General features: G+C 67.2%; 15 protein-coding genes. 11 read left to right on the forward strand and 4 right to left on the reverse strand.

The features are described 5' to 3' along the window. The first annotated feature begins 39 nt into the window (after window positions 1–39). The 3 genes from AAEX57_RS03985 to AAEX57_RS03995 all read left to right on the forward strand — a co-directional run bounded on the left by AAEX57_RS03985 (window position 40) and on the right by AAEX57_RS03995 (window position 5,358). Window positions 40–1,650, forward strand: a complete 1,611-nt coding sequence (locus AAEX57_RS03985) for an ABC transporter permease subunit (protein ID WP_342091042.1) — start codon at window positions 40–42, stop codon at window positions 1,648–1,650. Window positions 1,651–1,730: 80 nt separating this feature from the next. Then, window positions 1,731–2,588 (forward strand): sugar ABC transporter permease, encoded by an 858-nt coding sequence (locus AAEX57_RS03990; RefSeq protein WP_342091087.1) that lies wholly within the window; start codon window positions 1,731–1,733, stop codon window positions 2,586–2,588. Between the two features lie 295 nt (window positions 2,589–2,883). Beyond that, a complete protein-coding gene (locus AAEX57_RS03995; protein ID WP_342091086.1) occupies window positions 2,884–5,358 on the forward strand; it encodes a sodium-translocating pyrophosphatase in 2,475 nt (824 codons plus the stop codon). Between the two features lie 98 nt (window positions 5,359–5,456). Here the strand turns inward: AAEX57_RS03995 and AAEX57_RS04000 are convergent, their stop codons facing one another. Then, on the reverse strand, window positions 5,457–6,056 hold the full coding sequence (locus tag AAEX57_RS04000; protein WP_342091041.1) for a hypothetical protein: 600 nt from the start codon (window positions 6,054–6,056) through the stop codon (window positions 5,457–5,459). 4 nt (window positions 6,057–6,060) lie between these two features. Further along, window positions 6,061–6,423: a hypothetical protein gene (locus tag AAEX57_RS04005; protein WP_342091040.1), complete on the reverse strand. Its 363-nt coding sequence runs from the start codon at window positions 6,421–6,423 to the stop codon at window positions 6,061–6,063. A 128-nt stretch (window positions 6,424–6,551) separates the two neighbouring features. Between AAEX57_RS04005 and thrC the strand changes: the two genes are divergently transcribed. The 4 genes from thrC to AAEX57_RS04025 are packed head-to-tail and all read left to right on the forward strand — an operon-like array spanning window position 6,552 to window position 10,460. Next, a complete protein-coding gene (thrC, locus tag AAEX57_RS04010; protein ID WP_342091039.1) occupies window positions 6,552–8,021 on the forward strand; it encodes a threonine synthase in 1,470 nt (489 codons plus the stop codon). 17 nt (window positions 8,022–8,038) lie between these two features. Beyond that, window positions 8,039–8,773: an ABC transporter ATP-binding protein gene (locus AAEX57_RS04015; protein WP_342091038.1), complete on the forward strand. Its 735-nt coding sequence runs from the start codon at window positions 8,039–8,041 to the stop codon at window positions 8,771–8,773. Next, complete coding sequence (locus AAEX57_RS04020; RefSeq protein ID WP_342091037.1) at window positions 8,770–9,567, forward strand: ABC transporter permease; 798 nt, start codon at window positions 8,770–8,772, stop codon at window positions 9,565–9,567. Before AAEX57_RS04015 ends, AAEX57_RS04020 begins: the two co-directional genes overlap by 4 nt. Further along, complete coding sequence (locus tag AAEX57_RS04025) at window positions 9,555–10,460, forward strand: COX15/CtaA family protein (protein WP_342091036.1); 906 nt, start codon at window positions 9,555–9,557, stop codon at window positions 10,458–10,460. Before AAEX57_RS04020 ends, AAEX57_RS04025 begins: the two co-directional genes overlap by 13 nt. A 132-nt stretch (window positions 10,461–10,592) precedes the next feature. Here the strand turns inward: AAEX57_RS04025 and AAEX57_RS04030 are convergent, their stop codons facing one another. Next, a complete protein-coding gene (locus AAEX57_RS04030; protein ID WP_342091035.1) occupies window positions 10,593–11,339 on the reverse strand; it encodes an SDR family oxidoreductase in 747 nt (248 codons plus the stop codon). 447 nt (window positions 11,340–11,786) lie between these two features. Then, on the reverse strand, window positions 11,787–12,707 hold the full coding sequence (locus tag AAEX57_RS04035) for a heme o synthase (protein ID WP_342091085.1): 921 nt from the start codon (window positions 12,705–12,707) through the stop codon (window positions 11,787–11,789). A gap of 309 nt (window positions 12,708–13,016) precedes the next feature. On the opposite strand from AAEX57_RS04035, the gene tal reads away from it, so the two are divergent. The 4 genes from tal to pgl are packed head-to-tail and all read left to right on the forward strand — an operon-like array spanning window position 13,017 to window position 17,399. Beyond that, window positions 13,017–14,129 (forward strand): transaldolase, encoded by a 1,113-nt coding sequence (tal, locus tag AAEX57_RS04040; protein ID WP_342091034.1) that lies wholly within the window; start codon window positions 13,017–13,019, stop codon window positions 14,127–14,129. A gap of 37 nt (window positions 14,130–14,166) precedes the next feature. After that, on the forward strand, window positions 14,167–15,699 hold the full coding sequence (gene zwf / locus AAEX57_RS04045; RefSeq protein WP_342091033.1) for a glucose-6-phosphate dehydrogenase: 1,533 nt from the start codon (window positions 14,167–14,169) through the stop codon (window positions 15,697–15,699). Between the two features lie 15 nt (window positions 15,700–15,714). After that, complete coding sequence (locus tag AAEX57_RS04050) at window positions 15,715–16,671, forward strand: glucose-6-phosphate dehydrogenase assembly protein OpcA (RefSeq protein ID WP_342091032.1); 957 nt, start codon at window positions 15,715–15,717, stop codon at window positions 16,669–16,671. Then, on the forward strand, window positions 16,668–17,399 hold the full coding sequence (gene pgl / locus AAEX57_RS04055) for a 6-phosphogluconolactonase (RefSeq protein ID WP_342091031.1): 732 nt from the start codon (window positions 16,668–16,670) through the stop codon (window positions 17,397–17,399). Before AAEX57_RS04050 ends, pgl begins: the two co-directional genes overlap by 4 nt. The last annotated feature ends 140 nt before the right edge of the window (window positions 17,400–17,539 follow it).

The raw sequence follows: 17,539 nt of genomic DNA on the forward strand, positions 1-17,539 counted from the left end.
GCCCTTGCACGTCCCGCCGAGAACGAAGACCGAAGGGCCATGAGCACATCCAAGAACCCCCTGTCCGGGGCCGCGCGCGAAGAGGCAGTCAACCGCGCCCAGTCCACCTACTCCGCCGGCCCGCTGCCGTGGCTGATCAAGATTGCCGCCCTGGGCGCCCTGGATGCCTTCCTGGTACTGGGCGCGATCACCGCCTTCACCTCCGGCGCCTGGTGGATCCTGGCCGCCATCGTACTGCTGCTGCTGCTGGTGAACGGCATCTACCTGCCGCCCAACCGCTTCCTGCCGGCCAAGTACCTCTTCCCCGGCTTGGTCTTCCTGACCATCTTCAGCCTGGGCGTGATCCTGTACACGGTCTACATCGCCTTCACCAACTACGGCGACGGCCACAACTCGTCGAAGCCTGATGCGATCACCGCCATCCAGGCCAACAACACCACCCGAGTGCCCGGCTCCAAGGCCTACAAGTCCGCCGTCGCGGTGAAGGACGGCAAGCTGCACCTGGTGGTCGTCGATCCCGCCACCAAGAAGGTGGAGGCCGCCGCTGACCAGGAGGTGCTCAAGGAGGTTCCCGGCGCGGAGCTGACCAGCATTGGCGGTATCAAGACGCTGCCGGACTACACCATGCTGAGCTTCGCCGAGATCTCCCAGCGCACCAAGGAGATCACCGCCCTCAAGGTGAAGCTGGACGAGGATCCCAATTCCGGTTTCATCCGCACCACCACGGGTTCCGCGGCCTACGAGTACAAGTCGACGCTGACCTATGACAAGGCCGCCGACACGTTCACCGACGCCAAGGGCCGGGTCTTCCACGATTCAGGCCGGGGCTCCTTCGTCACCGACACCGGCGACCGGATCGAGCCCGGCTGGAAGGTGGGCGTCGGCTTCGAGAACTTCAAGCGGGCCTTCACCAACAAGGACATCCGCGGCCCCTTCCTGAAGGTGACCGCCTGGACCTTCGCCTTCGCCTTCCTCAGCGTGGCCACCACCTTTGCCCTGGGGCTCTTCCTGGCGATCATGTTCAACGAGCCCAAGATGCGCGGCCAGAAGATCTACCGGGTGCTGATGATCCTGCCCTACGCCTTCCCCGGCTTCCTCTCGGCCCTGGTCTGGGCCGGCCTGTTCAACCAGGAATTCGGCTTCATCAATGAAGTGCTGCTGGGCGGGGCGCGGATCCCCTGGCTGACCGACCCGGTCTGGGCCAAGGTGGCGGTGCTGCTGGTCAACCTGTGGCTCGGCTTCCCGTACATGTTCCTGGTGGCCACCGGCGCCCTGCAGTCCATCCCCGACGACGTGCTGGAGGCCGCCCGGATGGATGGGGCCAGCAACTGGCAGACCTTCCGCCAGATCAAGCTGCCGCTGCTGATGGTGCCGCTGGCTCCCCTGCTGATCAGTTCCTTTGCCTTCAACTTCAATAACTTCGTGCTGATCTACCTGCTGACCAACGGTGGACCACAGTTTGCGGGCACCTCGCTCAGCGCCGGCCACACCGACCTGCTGATCTCCCTGGTCTTCAAGGTGGCCGGTTTCGGCGGTGGCAACCATGACTACGGCCTGGCCAGCGCCTTCGCCATCATCATCTTCTTCATCATCGGCGGTATCTCCTACCTGGGCTTCCGCCAGACCAAGACCCTGGAGAACCTGAACTGATGTCCACTTCCGTTGAACAACCAGATCGCGTTCTGACCGCCCATGACGGCTCGGCCATCGAGCTGCCCCCTCAGCCCAGGATGGGCTTCGGCAAGTGGATGCGACAGATCGGCTGGCGCCATCTGATCGGCCTGGTCGCCGTCGTCTTCTCCGCCTTCCCACTGGTCTACGTGCTGTCCGCGTCGCTGAACCCGGCCGGCACCCTGACCGGCTCCAACAAGTTGTTCACCGCGATCAGCGGGGAGAACTACTCCAAGTTGCTGGCCGACGAGTCTCGCCCCTACCTGAAGTGGTACCTGAACACCATCATGATCGCCGCGGCCGCGGCGATCGGCACGGTGCTGATCGGTGCCTGCGCGGCCTATGCCTTCAGCCGGATGCGCTTCAAGGGGCGTCGCCCCGGCCTGATGGCGTTGCTGCTGGTGCAGATGTTCCCCGCCCTGCTGACCGTGGTGGCCATCTTCCTGCTGCTGACCAACCTGGGCGACGTCTTCCCGTCGCTCGGTGTCGGTTCCCGGCTGGCTCTGGTGCTGGTCTACCTGGGCGGCGCCCTGGGCACCAACACCTACCTGATGTACGGCTTCTTCAACACGGTGCCCTCCTCGTTGGACGAGGCGGCTCGGGTGGACGGCGCCGGCCATGCCCGGATCTTCTTCACCATCATCCTGCGACTGGTGGCACCGATCCTGGCCGTGGTGGGGCTGCTCAGCTTCAACGGCACCTTCACCGAATTCGTGATCGCGTCGGTGATCCTGGGCAATGACTCCTCCAAGTCCACCCTGGCGATCGGCCTCTACCAGTACGTCTCCACGGAGAACAACACCTACTGGCCGATCTTCTCCGCCGGTGCGGTGCTGGCCGCCATCCCGGTGATGGTGCTGTTCCTGTGGTTGCAGAAGTACATCGTGTCCGGCTTGACCGCCGGTTCGGTGAAGTAGCCCCTGCCAGCGTCACGGTGCCCCGGTTCGAGCCCCTCGAACCGGGGCACCTGCTCGTTCCGGGCCAGTACCCGAATACTGTCGCCTTTCCCACAGCCGAAAGCCCGTGGCAGCCCTACTCTTTGTCGGTGCCCACGAATATGTTTGGCCTTGTGGCGCCACGGAGGGCGCCGCAGCCACAGGAGTGACTGCACGAACTCGACGAAGAGGTATCACCGTGTCCAGCTCTGGATGGAACCAAGCAGACCCTCACGCCCCGGCCGCTCTTGGAAGCCGTCGCGGCAGCCGGTGGGCGCTGGGTACCAGCACCGCACTTCTTTTGGCCCTGGCGGGCTGTTCGGGCGACGGCGGACCGGCCGGGGAACACTCCGGAGGTGAGGCAAACCTGCAACTACCGGACCTGTCCCTGGCCCACTTCTTCGGCCTGTCGGGCCGCACCCTGCTGATGATCGGCCTGGTGGTCTGCGCCATCGGCATCGCGTTCGGCATCGCCACCTTCATCAGGCTGCGCAACATGCCGGTGCACAGCTCCATGCGGGACATCTCCGAGCTGATCTACACCACCTGCAAGGCCTATCTGGCGCAGCAGGCCAAATTCCTGATGGTGCTGTGGGTCTTCATCGCCGCGGTGATCTTCATCTACTTCCTCTTCCTGATGCATATGCCCCTGTGGCGGGTGCTGGTGGTGCTGCTGTTCAGTCTGATCGGCATGGCCGGCTCCTTCGGGATCGCCTGGTTCGGCATCCGGGTGAACACCTTTGCCAACTCCCGCAGCGCGCACGCGTCGCTGGCCGGCAAGCCCTACCCCACCTTCAACATCCCCATGCAGTCGGGAATGAGCGTCGGCATGGTGCTGATCAGCGTCGAGCTGTTCATGATGCTGTTCATCATGCTCTTCCTGCCGGGCAGCCTGGCCGGATCCTGCTTCATCGGCTTCGCGATCGGTGAGTCGCTGGGCGCGGCCTGCCTACGGATCGCCGGCGGCATCTTCACCAAGATCGCCGACATCGGCGCCGACCTGATGAAGATCGTCTTCAAGATCAAGGAGGACGACGCCCGCAATCCCGGCGTGATCGCCGACTGCGTGGGCGACAATGCCGGTGACTCGGTTGGCCCCTCGGCCGATGGCTTCGAGACCTACGGCGTGACCGGCGTCGCGCTGATCACCTTCATCCTGCTGGCCGTCAACCAGCACACCGCCGGCGCCAACTACCAGACCACCCAGGTCACCCTGCTGGTGTGGATCTTCTTCATCCGCGTGGTCATGGTGGCGGCCTCCTTCGTCTCCTACCTGGTCAACCAGGCCATCACCAGGGCCAAGTACGCCGACGCCGACGACATGGACTTCGAGAAGCCGCTGTCCAACTTGGTCTGGCTGACCAGCGCCGTCTCCATCGTGCTCACCTACCTCACCAGCTACGCGATGATCAGCACCCTGGGCGATGGCTCACTGTGGTGGAAGCTGGCGACGATCATCTCCTGCGGCACCCTGGCCGGTGCCCTGATCCCCGAGCTGGTGAAGGCCTTCACCTCCACCAATTCCCGGCACGTGCAGGAGGTGGTGGTCTCCGCCAAGGAGGGCGGCGCCTCACTGGACATCCTCTCCGGCCTGGTGGCGGGCAACTTCTCGTCGTACTGGATCGGCACCGCGATCATCGGCCTGATGGGGGCCGCCTACGGCATCTCCACCCTGGGGCTGGGGAGCCTGATGGTGGCGCCCGCAGTCTTCGCCTTCGGCCTGGTGGCCTTCGGCTTCCTGGGGATGGGCCCGGTGACCATCGCCGTCGACTCCTATGGCCCCGTGACCGACAACGCCCAGAGCGTCTTCGAGCTGTCCACCATCGAGCAGATCCCGGGCGCCGATGAGGAGCTGAAGCGAGACTTCGGCTTCGACGTGCAGTGGGACAAGGCCAAGCACTGGCTGGAACTGAACGACGGCGCCGGCAACACCTTCAAGGCCACCGCCAAGCCGGTGCTGATCGGCACCGCCGTGGTGGGCGCCACCACGATGATCTTCTCCATCATCATGGGCCTGACCGACGGCATGGAGAACCAGCAGGCCGTGGCCTCGCTGAGCCTGCTGCACGCCCCCTTCCTGCTGGGACTGATCATGGGCGGCGCGATCATCTTCTGGTTCAGCGGCGCCTCCATGCAGGCCGTCACCACCGGCGCCTACCGGGCGGTGGAGTTCATCAAGAACACCATGCAGTTGGACGGCGTCACCAAGGCCTCCACCGAGGACTCCAAGAAGGTGGTGCAGATCTGCACCCAGTACGCGCAGAAGGGCATGCTGAACATCTTCCTGGGTGTCTTCTTCGCCACCTTGAGCTTTGCCTTCGCCGATCCCTACTTCTTCATCGGCTACCTGATCTCGATCGCACTCTTCGGGCTCTACCAGGCCATCTTCATGGCCAATGCCGGCGGCGCCTGGGACAACGCCAAGAAGATCGTGGAGGTTGATCTGGATGCCAAGGGCACCGAGCTGCACGACGCGTCGGTGGTCGGAGACACGGTGGGTGACCCCTTCAAGGACACCTCCTCGGTGGCGCTGAACCCGATCATCAAGTTCACCACCCTGTTCGGGCTGCTGGCGGTGGATCTGGCGGTCTCGATCAGCAACAAGACCATCACCCACGTGCTCGCAGCGGTCTTCTTCCTGCTCAGCGTGTGGTTCGTGCACCGCTCCTTCTACGGCATGCGGATCAACCGCAGCATGGCCGACGTCCAGGCAGCGCTGGATGGGGAGAAGCGGGTGGCGATCCAGGCCTGATCCCGGCTCGGAGTGGAAGAGCCTACAACTGACCGCATCCGGCACCGACAACGGTGCCAGATGCGGTCAGTACATTTGTCCAGCTTTCCTGCCGGTGGTCAGAGCGGCCAGCCCTCCAACTCCACCGGTCGGATGGTCAGTCCGGCGATCCGGCCGTCTCGGTTGATCACCGCGTGCCCCACCAACTCGTCGGCCTCGAAGCGCAACAGCACCCGGCCGACGGCCGACCGTTGCCCCGCACCCAGCTCCACTACACCGTCGGGCAACCGCTCCCCCGCCATGGTGTGGGCACTGGGCTCGGCCACCTCGGTCGCCTCGCCGTAGGCGGTCAGCAGCTCGGCATGCACGGCGGAGATCCGCCGTCTGGACAACTCCCGGGCACACACCTGCGTCATCCGGGAGCGCACCTCTTCCAGTTCCCCGTCGACGAACAACCGGAAGGTCTGCGCCGTCAGCCCGGCCACCTCCACCGCGGGGCGAGGGTGCAGCGGCTCACCGGTCTGGTGGTCGGTTGGATGCCCGAATCGCTTGAAGGCGGCCTGCCGGGTGACCCCGAGCACGTCGGCGACCTCCTGCCACGTGCGCCCGGCGTCACGGGCCGCGCGGACCGCGTCGTGCAGCCCGCGTTCGGCCTGGTCCAGCGCCTGCTGGGCCAGGCCGATCGCGGCCAGCGACGGTTCATCCGGGGAAGTCTCCACCTGGTTATTCTGCCGGGCTGTCACCGACCTCGCGGTGGCTGGGCATGGCGAAGCCCAGAATCAGGGCGGCGAAGATGCCCACCACCGCGGCCCAGCCGGCATTGTCGGTGAGGAAGGCAATGGCGCAGGTCGCCACCAAACCGCCGATGGTCAGCTGCACGGACTTGGCGGTCTGCCAGTCGGGGCCACCGCTGGTGGCGAAGGGCTTGCCGCCGGCGGCCGGAGCCAGCCAGATGCCGAGTACGAGGATGAGCGCGGCAGCCACGGAGATGCCGATGGCGGTCAGGGTCGCGCCCCGTTCGGGAAGGACCGTGAACAGCACCGACAGCACGACGAGGACGAGGGCAGAGGTCAGTGTTGGTTTCATGCCCATCAGCCTGCCCCAGAATGGGTTATTGTCAACACTAGGATGACATGAACACTTCGTGAACGGGTCCAGGGCTCCAATGCATGGGATCGACGGCCCGACCGGCAGGCCCCGGCTAGGGTTGAGGGGTGCGCTACATCTCCACCCGATCCCTGCCCGGCGACCCCGGAGCCCCCTTCTGCGACATCGTGCTGGAAGGTCTCGCGCCCGATGGTGGGCTCTATCTGCCCGTCGAGTACCCGCACTTCGACGGGCGGCTGGCGGAACTGCGTCGAGTCTGGACCGACGAAGGCTATGCCGGGCTGGGCTTCACCATCCTCAGCGAGTTCATCGACGACATCCCGGCCGAGGACCTGCGTGGCATCTGCCGTCGCGCCTGGAATGAGGACGTCTTCGGCACCCCCGAGGTGGCGCCGGTGGAGGAGCTGGGCGACGGGCTGTGGCTCTGCCACCTCTCCAATGGCCCCACCGCCGCCTTCAAGGACATGGCGATGCAGCTCTTGGGTCAGCTCTTCGAGTACGAGCTGGCGCGCCGCGGCCGGCAGATGAACATTCTGGGCGCCACCAGCGGTGACACGGGATCGGCCGCCGAGTACGCGATGCGTGGCCGCTCCCACGTCCGGGTCTTCATGCTCACCCCCGCCGGCCGGATGACCCCCTTCCAGCAGGCGCAGATGTTCAGCATTGACGACCCGCGGATCGTGAACATCACCGTCGCGGGCGTCTTCGACGACTGTCAGGATCTGGTGAAGGCGGTCAGCAATGACCTGGCCTTCAAGGCGCAGCACTCCATTGGCGCGGTGAACTCGATCAACTGGGCCCGGCTGGTGGCGCAGGTGGTCTACTACGTCGCCGCCTGGGTGCAGGCCACCGACGCCGACGACCAACAGGTCAGCTTCTGCGTGCCCAGCGGCAATTTCGGCAACATCTGCGCCGGTCACGTCGCCCGCCAGATGGGGCTGCCGATCAAGACCCTGCTGCTGGCCACCAATGAGAACAATGTGCTGGACGAGTTCTTCCGCACCGGCGTCTACCGGGTCCGCACCTCGGCCGAGACCCAGGAGACCTCCAGCCCCAGCATGGACATCTCCAAGGCGAGCAACTTCGAGCGTTTCGTCTTCGACCTGCTGGGCCGCGACGGACAGCGCGTCGCCGAGCTCTTCGGGCAGCAGCTGGGCGCCGAGGGTTTCTTCGACCTGTCCGGCACCGACGAGTTCCGCAGCCTGCGGGAGACCTACGGCTTCGCCTCCGGATCCTCGACGCACGCGGACCGGGTGGCCACCATCAAGCGGGTCTGGGATGACTACGGTGTGATGATCGATCCGCACACCGCCGACGGGGTGCACGTGGCGCAGACCTTCGACCCCTCGACAGGCTCGGGGAGCGCGGACGGTGTGGGCGCGGGGACCCCGATGATCGTGCTGGAGACGGCGCTGCCGGTGAAGTTCGCCGCCACCATTCGCGAGGCGCTGGGCCGCGAGCCGGAGGTTCCGGCCACCTTCGCCCACCTGGACGAGCTGCCCCGCCACGTCGTCGACCTCCCCAAGGACGTCGACGCGCTCAAGGAATTGATCGCTCAACGAGTGGCCACGGCCTGACCGTCTAGACTGTCGCGGTGACTTCAACCCTCCACCCGAGCGAGCCCGCTCTGGACCTCAGCGACGTGGTGGTGACCTTTGGACGCAAGACCGCGCTCGCCGGACTGACGCTCACCGCACTGCCCGGGCAGATCACCGCGGTGCTGGGCCCCAATGGTGCCGGCAAGACCACCATGATCCGCTGCTGCACCGGGCTGGTGCGGCCCGATTCCGGCCGGATCACGGTGCTCGGCGGCGCCCCCGGCAGCACCGAGGCCAGCAGCCGGATCGGGTTGATGCCGCAATTTACCGGCGCCTGGAGCGGGATCCGCGCCGAGGAGTTGCTGCGCTACCTGGCCGGGCTCTATGCCAATCCGCAGCCGGTCGACGAATTGATGGACCTGCTGGGGATCACCGACTTCGGCCGCACCCCCTATCGCCGGCTCTCCGGCGGACAGCAGCAGAGCGTCAACCTGGCCGGTGCGCTGATCGGGCGGCCGGAGCTGGTCTTCCTGGACGAGCCCACCGCCGGGATGGATCCGCACGTGCGGCGCCACACCTGGAGTGTGATCAAGAAGCTGCGCGACGACGGTGTCGCAGTGCTGCTCACCACCCATGCGATGGACGAGGCCGCCGGGCTGGCCGACCAGGTGTGGATGGTGGACCGCGGGCGGGTGGTGGTCAGCGGCACCGTCGCCGAGTTGACCCGCGAGGCCAGCCTGGAGGACGTCTTCCTGAGCAACACCACCGCCCGGGTGGGAGGGGAACGATGAGCAACAATGCCCGCACCATCCCGGCGGCCCGCACGGCGCTGGACTTCTCCCCCGCCGCGGCGGCAACACCGTGGCGCAAGTTGGTGTTGAACCATGGCCTGACCGAGGCCAAGCTGATCCTGCGCAATGGCGAACAGTTGATGGTCACGCTGCTGATCCCGCTGGGTCTGCTGCTGTTCAGCCACTTCGCCGAGGGCCGTTACGGAATCACCGAGAACCACATCGCGCCCAATGTGCTGGCGCTGGCCATCTGGTCCTCCTGCTTCACGTCGCTGGCGATCGCGACCGCCTTCGAGCGGCGCTATGGCGTGTTGGAGCGGCTGTCCGCGACACCGCTGGGGCACGGGGGGCTGCTGGCGGGCAAGGCCTTGGGGATCACGATGATCGCCACCGGGCAGTTCCTGCTGCTGGGGGCGATCGGGCAGGCGTTGGGCTGGCGGATCACCCCGTCGCCAATGCAGTGGCCGATCCTGCTGGTGGCCGTGCCGCTGGCGATGTTCATCTTCGCCAACCTGGCCCTGGCGGTTGCCGGGTTGCTGCGCGCCGAGGCCACCCTGGCCTTCGCCAACATCATCTACCTGGTGGGTCTGCTGGCCGGCGGCATCATGTGGCCGGTGAGCTCCTTCCCCAAGGTGCTGCAGCCGGTGATCGCTGGCACGCCGACGGGTGCCCTGGGTGAGGTGCTGCGACACTGGACCAGCGGCGGCGTCACCTGGATCTCCCTGCTGGTACTGGTCGTCTGGGCCGTCCTGGCCCACCTTCTCGCCCGAAAGGCCTTCCGATGGACGTCGTAGCTCCCGCCCCCGCCGACTGGCAGACCCGCCTGTTCGGCACCCGTCGCGCCCTGCGCAACTGGAGCATCGGCAACCTGGTGGCCAACTGCGGGATCATCGTCAGCGGCGCCGTGGTGCGGCTGACCGGCTCCGGCTTGGGTTGCGACACCTGGCCCAAGTGCAGCGACGATTCCTATACCGCGCACCCGGCACTCGGCTGGCACTCCTACGTCGAGTTCGGCAACCGCACCCTGACCTTCGTGCTGATGGCCGTCGCGATTGCCACCATTGTCGCCGCCATTCGCTCCGGGGCCCCACAGCGTGAGCGTTTCCTTGCCTGGTTGATCTTTGCCGGCATCCCCTTCCAGGGCGTGATCGGCGGGATCACCGTGCTCACCCACCTGAACCCGTGGGTGGTGGCCCTGCACCTGCTGCTCTCGGTGATGCTGATCGCCTGGTGCGTCAAGCTGGTGCAGTGGACCGGTGACGGTGTTCCGGTGACCGTCACCGCCCTGCAGCGACGGCTGGTGGTGGTGCTCTTCTGGCTGATGATGTTCGGCCTGTGGCTGGGCACCGTCGTCACCGGCGCCGGCCCCAATTCCGGCGATCACGGCGCGGCCCGCAACAACCTCGACATCGAGACCGTCGCCAAGGCCCACGCCTGGACCATCTGGGTGGTGGTGGGGCTGACCGTCGTGCTGCTGGCGATGGCCATCCAGCAGGGACATGCCCGGCTGCGCAGCCTGCTGAAGTGGCTGCTGGCCGCCGAGCTGCTGCAGGGCGCGATCGGCTACGCCCAGTACTTCAACGGCCTGCCCCTGGCGCTGGTGATCTGCCACATGATCGGGATCGGTCTGGTGACCACGGCCGTCAGCTGGTTGTACTACGGCACCCGACGAGGCATCCCCGCCTGACACCGTGGCCTCGACGGGCTCGGCCGACATGTGCGGCCCAACCCGATTCCCCGAGACCAACCCAACCACGATCCCCGAGCTTGTCGAGGGGCCCGTTCAGCGTGGTCGACAGGCTCGGCCGACGTGAGTGGCTCAGACCCGGGTGGGGTTGAAGCCGCCGTCGCTGAACAGCCGCTGGCCGTTGATCCAGGCGCCCTGGTCGCTGGTCAGGAAGGCGACCAGGTTGGCGACGGTTTCCGGGCCGCCCAGCTTCCCGCCGGGGGTCTGGGCCTCACAGGCCGCGCGGAGCTGGTCATCCATCCAGCCGGTGTCGATCGGGCCGGGGTTGAGCACATTGCACCGGATGTGGCGCTCCCCCAGTTCTTCGGCGCCGGCAATGATCAAACGGTCCAAGGCCCCCTTGGTGGCGCCGTAGGGCAGGTTGTGGGCGGTGTGGTCGCTGGTGAGTGCGATCACCGATCCCCCGTCGGGCCGCGCCTGCTCCGCAAAGGCGCGGCTCAGCAGCCACGCCGCGCGGACATTGACGGCGTAGTGCCGGTCGAAGCTCTCCACGGTGGTGCTGAAGTAGTCGGAATCGACGCTCTCACAGTGGCTCATCACCAGCGCATCCAACGTCCCCAGCTCCGCCGTCGCTCGCTCGATCAACGCGGCGGGCACCGCCGGGTCCGACAGGTCTCCGGGCAGCAGCACCACCGTGGCGCCCACGGCGCGCAACTCGTCGGCGAGCAACTCCACGTCGGACTCCTCGTGCATCACCCGCCGGTCGTAGTCGGCGTGGTATCCCAAGGCCAGCTTCCAGCCGTCGGCGGCCATCCGACGCGCGATGGCCGCGCCAATCCCCCGTCGCCGACCCACCCCGGTGATCACCGCTGAGCTCATGCCGATTTCCCTTCGTCCCGGCCAGCAGCACCCGGCGGCCTCAAACCCATGGACCCTATTCCACGACTGGCCGACGCGCGATGGCGGCCCTGACCCCATCGTCGCCCCACAACCGCGCAGCCGTTGATCACAGGAGGCAGCATTTCGAGCGACTGCCCCTGACAGTAGCTGCTGCGCGGTGGGGCCCACCACAGGAACTGGCGGTCGGGCACGTTCTCAACCCAACCGGGGGTCCACGGGGCGTGGCCCCGTGCGCCGCTGCGACGGTGAGGAACGAACCCCGAGCAGCCCGGGCAAGCAGCGACGAAGGAGCGGTGCGCTTGCTCGGAACAGACAACACCGGAGCGAAGCGACTCCAGAAAGGAAGGAACCCGACCACCAGAGACTGGCAGCCGGGCACAATCAGACCCCCCAACCGGGGGTCCACGGGGGCGGAGCCCCCGCGTGTCAGAAGATCAGCGGGTCGATGGCGATCGCCAGGAAGAGGATCGCCAGGTAGCTGTTGGACCAGTGGAAAAGCCGCATGGCCTTGAGCTCGGCGTCGCGCTTGCCGACCTTCGCGCGCTGGAGCAGCTGCCAGGCCTCCCAGAGGAAGACGGCGCCGGTGATGCCGGCGACGGCCGGGTAGAGCGGGCCGGTGGGGGCGACGGGCCAGAGCAACAAGGTGGTGGCGACGGTGGCCACCGAGTAGGCGAGGATCCGTCGGCAGACACCGACGGCGTCCATCACGACGGGCAGCATCGGCACCTCGGCGGCGGCGTAGTCCGCGCGGTAACGGAAGGCCAGCGCCCAGGTGTGCGGCGGGGTCCAGAAGAAGACCACCAGGAAGAGGATCAGCGGGGCCCAGCCGACCCGACCGGTGATGGCGGTCCAGCCGATCAGCGGCGGGAAGCAGCCGGCGATTCCACCCCAGACAATGTTCTGGCTGGTGGAGCGCTTCAGCCACATGGTGTAGACGAAGACGTAGAAGGCGTTGGCGGCAAGCGCCAGAACCGCGGACAGCCAGTTGGCCCCGAAGCCGAGGATCAGGGTGGACAGCACCGCCAGCGAGATGGCGAAGACGTAGGCATTGCGGGTGGGCACCTGGTGGCGTGGCATCGGGCGGCGTCGGGTGCGACGCATCTTCTCGTCGATGTCGGCATCCAGGATGCAGTTGAAGGAGTTGGCGCTACCGGCGCTCAGCAGACCACCGAGCATGGTCCACGCGGCCACGGCCAGCGGCGGCACGCCACCGGCGGCCAGGAACATCACCGGCAGGGTGGTGGTGAGCAGCAGCTCGATGATTCGCGGCTTGGTGAGCGCCACATAGGCCTTCACCACGTCCAGCGTGCTCGCCTTGCCAAGGTGCAACTCACCGTCGGCCGCAATCGCCCGGACACCGTCGGGGTAGCCAGCGTCGCCGCTTCGACCGACGGCCCCATGACTGGGGCGTGCGGCATTCTCGGCGGTGCTGTGTGTGGTCACTGAGTCCTTCCCCGGGCGCGGCCCCTGCCATGCTGCCCGCCCTCGGCTGACGAGGGAAACTCCGACGATTGTACGCACTGTCAACCACTTTTCCGATTCCACCGTTCCACTCGTCGACTCCGTTCACCCTGTCGGCCCGGGGCACTCCCCCGCTACGGTGGAGTCACGAGCGCCCATCGGGTCGTCGCAGTGCCGTACCCTCAAGGAGGAATCGTGAACGAACGTCTCAGCAAGCTCGCCTCGGCCGGGGTCTCCATCTGGCTGGACGACCTCTCCCGGGAGCGCCTGACCAGCGGAAGCCTGGCCGCCCTGATCCGGGAAAAGTCGGTGACCGGCGTCACCACCAATCCGACCATCTTCGCCACTGCCCTCGCCGACGGTGAGGCCTATGCGGCGCAGGTCTCCCAGCTGACGGGCCAGGGCACCTCCGACGTCGACGACGTGATCCGCGCGCTGACCAGCACCGATGTGCGGGATGCCTGCGACCTGTTTGCCGAGATCAACCAGGAGACCGACGGCGTGGACGGCCGGGTCTCGATCGAGGTGGAACCCGGGCTGGCGATGGACGCCGATGCCACCGTCGAGCAGGCGCGGCAGCTGCATGAGCTGGTGGATCGGCCCAATGTGCTGATCAAGATCCCCGCCACCGAGCCCGGGCTGGACGCGATCCGCCGCACCGTCGCTGCCGGGATCAGCGTCAATGTCACCCTGATCTTCTCCATCGAGCGCTACCGCGCGGTTCTCGACGCCTGGCTGGGCGGGCTGGAGGACGCGCTGCACGCCGGACTGGACATCGACGAGATCCACAGTGTCGCCAGCTTCTTCGTCTCCCGCGTTGACGCCGAGGTGGACAAGCGGCTGGAGGCGATCGGCAGCGACGAGGCGTTGGCGCTGCGCGGCCAGGCCGCCCTGGCCAATGCCCGGATCGCCTACGCCGCCTGGCTGGAGGTGATGACGGGCGAGCGATGGGGCCGGCTCAAGGCCCGCGGCGCCCACCCGCAGCGCCCGCTGTGGGCGTCGACCGGTGTGAAGAACCCGAACTACGACGACACGATGTACGTCACCCAGCTGGTTGCCGCCGACTGCGTCAACACCATGCCGGAGAAGACGATGGAGGCGGTCGCCGATCACGGCGAGATCACCGGCGACACCATCACCAACCATGTGGACGATGCCATCGACGTAATGGGCAAGCTGACCGCGGTGGGCATCGATCTGGATGACGTGGTGGCCCAACTGGAGGCCGAGGGCATCTCGAAGTTCATCGCCTCCTGGGAGGAGCTGGTGGATAGCGTAGGTTCGGCGCTGCACACGTCGAAGGCCTGACCCCACCCCCAGAACCCACTCGTGACAAGGAGTCACCGTGAGCGAAGAGTCCCGCCCCAATCCCCTGCGCGACCCCCGAGACCGGCGGCTCCCCCGGATCGCGGGCCCGTGCGCGCTGGTGATCTTCGGCGTCACCGGTGACCTGGCCGGCAAGAAGCTGCTGCCCGCGGTCTACGACCTTGCCAATCGCGGCCTGTTGCCCCCCGGCTTCGCGCTGGTCGGCTACGGCCGTCGGGACTGGGACGACGAGGCCTTTGCCCAGATCGTGCTGGACGCGGTCAAGAGCCACGCCCGCACCCCCTTCAAGGAGGAGGTGTGGAGCCAGTTGCACCGCGGCATCCGCTTCGTGCAGGGCAATTTCCGCGACGACGAGGGATTCGCGTCGCTGAAGGAGACCCTGCAGGATCTGGAGGAGAGCCAGGGCACGGCCGGCAACAATGCCTTCTACCTGTCGATCCCGCCGGGCAGCTTCGACGGGGTGGTCAGCAAGCTGCGCAAGCACGGACTGACCAACCAGAACCATGGCCGGTGGAGCCGGGTGATCATCGAGAAGCCCTTCGGCCATGATCTGGAGAGCGCGCAGGAGCTGAACCGGATCGTCGGCAGCGTCTTCCCGCCCGAGTCGGTCTTCCGGATCGACCACTACCTGGGCAAGGAAACCGTGCAGAACATGTTGGCGGTGCGCTTCGCCAACCAGATGTTCGAGCCGATCTGGAACAACAACTACGTCAGCCATGTGCAGATCACCATGGCGGAGGACATCGGCATCGGCGGCCGGGCCGGCTACTACGACGGCATCGGCGCCGCCCGCGACGTGATCCAGAACCACCTCCTGCAGCTGATGGCGCTGACCGCGATGGAGGAGCCGAACAATTTCGACGCCGCCGAGCTGCGGGCGGAGAAGCGCAAGGTGCTCGCGGCCGCCTCCACCCCGTCGGACCTGGCGGCGCACACCGCCCGCGGCCAGTACCTGGGCGGTTGGCAGGGTGGCCAGCAGGTGAAGGGCTACCTGGAAGAGGACGGCATCCAGCCCGACTCGATCACCGAGACCTATGCCGCCATCCGGGTTGATGTGGACAACCGGCGCTGGGCCGGCGTCCCCTTCTACCTGCGCACCGCCAAGCGGATGCCGCGCCGGGTGACCGAGATCGCGCTGAACTTCAAGCGCGCCCCGCACCTGCCCTTCGCGGACACCGACACCACCGAGATGGGCACCAATGCGCTGGTGATGCGGATCCAGCCCGACGAGGGCGTCACCATGCGCTTCGGCGCCAAGGTGCCCGGTACCGCGATGGAGATCCGCGAGGTCAGCATGGACTTCGGTTACGGCGGCTCCTTCACCGAGAGCTCCCCCGAGGCCTATGAGCGCCTGATCCTGGACGTGCTGCTGGGTGACCCGCCGCTCTTCCCGCAGCACGAGGAGGTGGAGCTGGGCTGGAAGATCCTGGATCCGGTACTGGATTTCTGGGCCACCCAGGGCCAGCCCGACGGCTATGCCGCCGGCACCTGGGGCCCCGCCAGCAGCGTGGAGATGCTGGCCCGTGACGGCTTCACCTGGCGACGTCCCTGAAAGGCGCGAGCGAACATGATCATCGAACTGGAACAGACCTCCACCGCGCAGATCGCCAAGGCCCTGCGCGACGGGCACCGCAAGACCGGCAACACCGCCATGGCCTTCACCCTGGTGGTGGTCACCCAGGAAAAGCACTACAAGATGGTGCTGCAGGCCTGCCTGCAGGCGGGTGGGGAGCATCCGTCGCGCATCCTGATCGTGGTGCACGGCACCGGCACCGACGCCCGGCTGGACGCCGAGATCCGCATGGGGGAAGGGATCCCCGGCGACATCATCACCCTGCGAATGAGCGGCGAGGTGGCCGAGCACAGCGGATCCGTGGTGCTGCCCTTGCTGCTGCCCGATTCCAAGGTGGTGGTCTGGTGGCCGAAGGAGTCGCCCGAGCACCCGTCGGATGACCAGGTGGGGGCGCTGGCCACCCGTCGGATCACCGACGCCGCTGGTGCCGCCGATCCGGTGGCCGCCGTCGCGGTACGGGCCCGCTACCACTCCCCCGGCGACACCGATCTCACCTGGACCCGGCTCACCCCGTGGCGGGCCCTGCTGGCCGCCGCCGTGGACCAGTACCCCGGCCGGGTGCGTCGCGCCACCGTCGAGGCGGCCAAGGACAATGCCCCCGCCGAGTTGATGGCCGCCTGGCTGCAGGCCCGGCTGGGAGTTGAGGTGGATCGCAAGATCACCAAGGGCCCCGGCATCACCGGGGTGCGGCTGACCACCGCCGCCGGTGACATCGCGATCCTGCGACCCAGCAATGCCCACACCGCCACCTACCTGGTGCCCGGCCAGCCGGAGCGGGAGGTGGCGCTGAAGCGCCGCGACATCAACGAGCTGATCACCGAGGAACTGCGCCGGATGGATCCCGACGCGATCTTCGAGCAGACCACCCAGATGTTGCTGGCCCGGGAAGACGACCGCACCAAGGCCGACGCGAAACCGGCCAAGCGCAGCGCCCGGAAGGCAAAGGCGTGAGCGGCCCGCGCGTGCTGCGGCACGAGGACACCGACGAGATGGTGGCCGACGCCGCGCAGAAGTTGCTGGACAGCCTGGTGCAGTTGCAGGCCAGCCAGGACACGGTCCACCTGTGCCTGACCGGCGGACGGACCGCCAACCGGATCTACCACCGCTTCGCGGAGCTGGTGCCGGACAGCCAGCTGGACCCGACCAGGCTGCACCTGTGGTGGGGTGATGAGCGTTTCGTCTCCACCACCGACCCGGAGCGGCACGCCCTGCACGCCCTGTCCATCCTGGCCCGCACGCTGCAGCTCTCCAGCGCCCAGACCCATCCGATGCCGGCCAGCGACGGCAAGGCGGACCCGGATGAGGCGGCCTTCGCCTATGCCCACGAGCTGGGCGACACCGTCTTCGACATCTGCCTGCTGGGGATGGGCGAGGACGGGCACGTCGCGTCGCTGATCCCGGGAACCCTGCGCAGCGACCAGACCAGCTCCCTGGTGGTGGGGGTCACCGACTTCCCCGTCCCACCGTCGGATCGGATCACCCTGACCCTGAACGCTATCAACCGTTCCCAGCGGGTGTGGCTGTGGGTCAGCGGCACCAACAAGGCGCCGGCCGTGGCCCAGGCGCTGGCCGGCGACGGCAGCGCCCCCGGCGCACAGGTCTCCGGCCTGGTGGAGACCCTGTGGTTCCTGGACGACGAATCCGCCGCCGAGCTGCCGCTTTACCAGTGCGAACTGTGAGCCCCGCCACCGACTGAGCGACCAACGACACAGGGCGGGGGGGGGGGGGGGGGGGGGGGGGGGGGGGGGGGGGGGGGGGGGGGGGGGGGGGGGGGGGGGGGGGGGGGGGGGGTGTTTTTTTTTTTTTTCCGGGGGGGGGG

Source organism: Luteococcus sp. H91 (assembly GCF_038433135.1).
Classification (GTDB): domain Bacteria; phylum Actinomycetota; class Actinomycetes; order Propionibacteriales; family Propionibacteriaceae; genus Luteococcus.

Coding starts and splice junctions, on each gene's coding strand:
- AAEX57_RS04050 (WP_342091032.1), top strand. CDS start 15,715: ATGATCATCGAACTGGAACAGACCTCCACCGCGCAGATCGCCAAGGCC.
- AAEX57_RS04020 (WP_342091037.1), top strand. CDS start 8,770: ATGAGCAACAATGCCCGCACCATCCCGGCGGCCCGCACGGCGCTGGAC.
- AAEX57_RS03985 (WP_342091042.1), top strand. CDS start 40: ATGAGCACATCCAAGAACCCCCTGTCCGGGGCCGCGCGCGAAGAGGCA.
- AAEX57_RS04025 (WP_342091036.1), top strand. CDS start 9,555: ATGGACGTCGTAGCTCCCGCCCCCGCCGACTGGCAGACCCGCCTGTTC.
- AAEX57_RS03990 (WP_342091087.1), top strand. CDS start 1,731: ATGGGCTTCGGCAAGTGGATGCGACAGATCGGCTGGCGCCATCTGATC.
- AAEX57_RS04005 (WP_342091040.1), bottom strand. CDS start 6,423: ATGAAACCAACACTGACCTCTGCCCTCGTCCTCGTCGTGCTGTCGGTG.
- AAEX57_RS04030 (WP_342091035.1), bottom strand. CDS start 11,339: ATGAGCTCAGCGGTGATCACCGGGGTGGGTCGGCGACGGGGGATTGGC.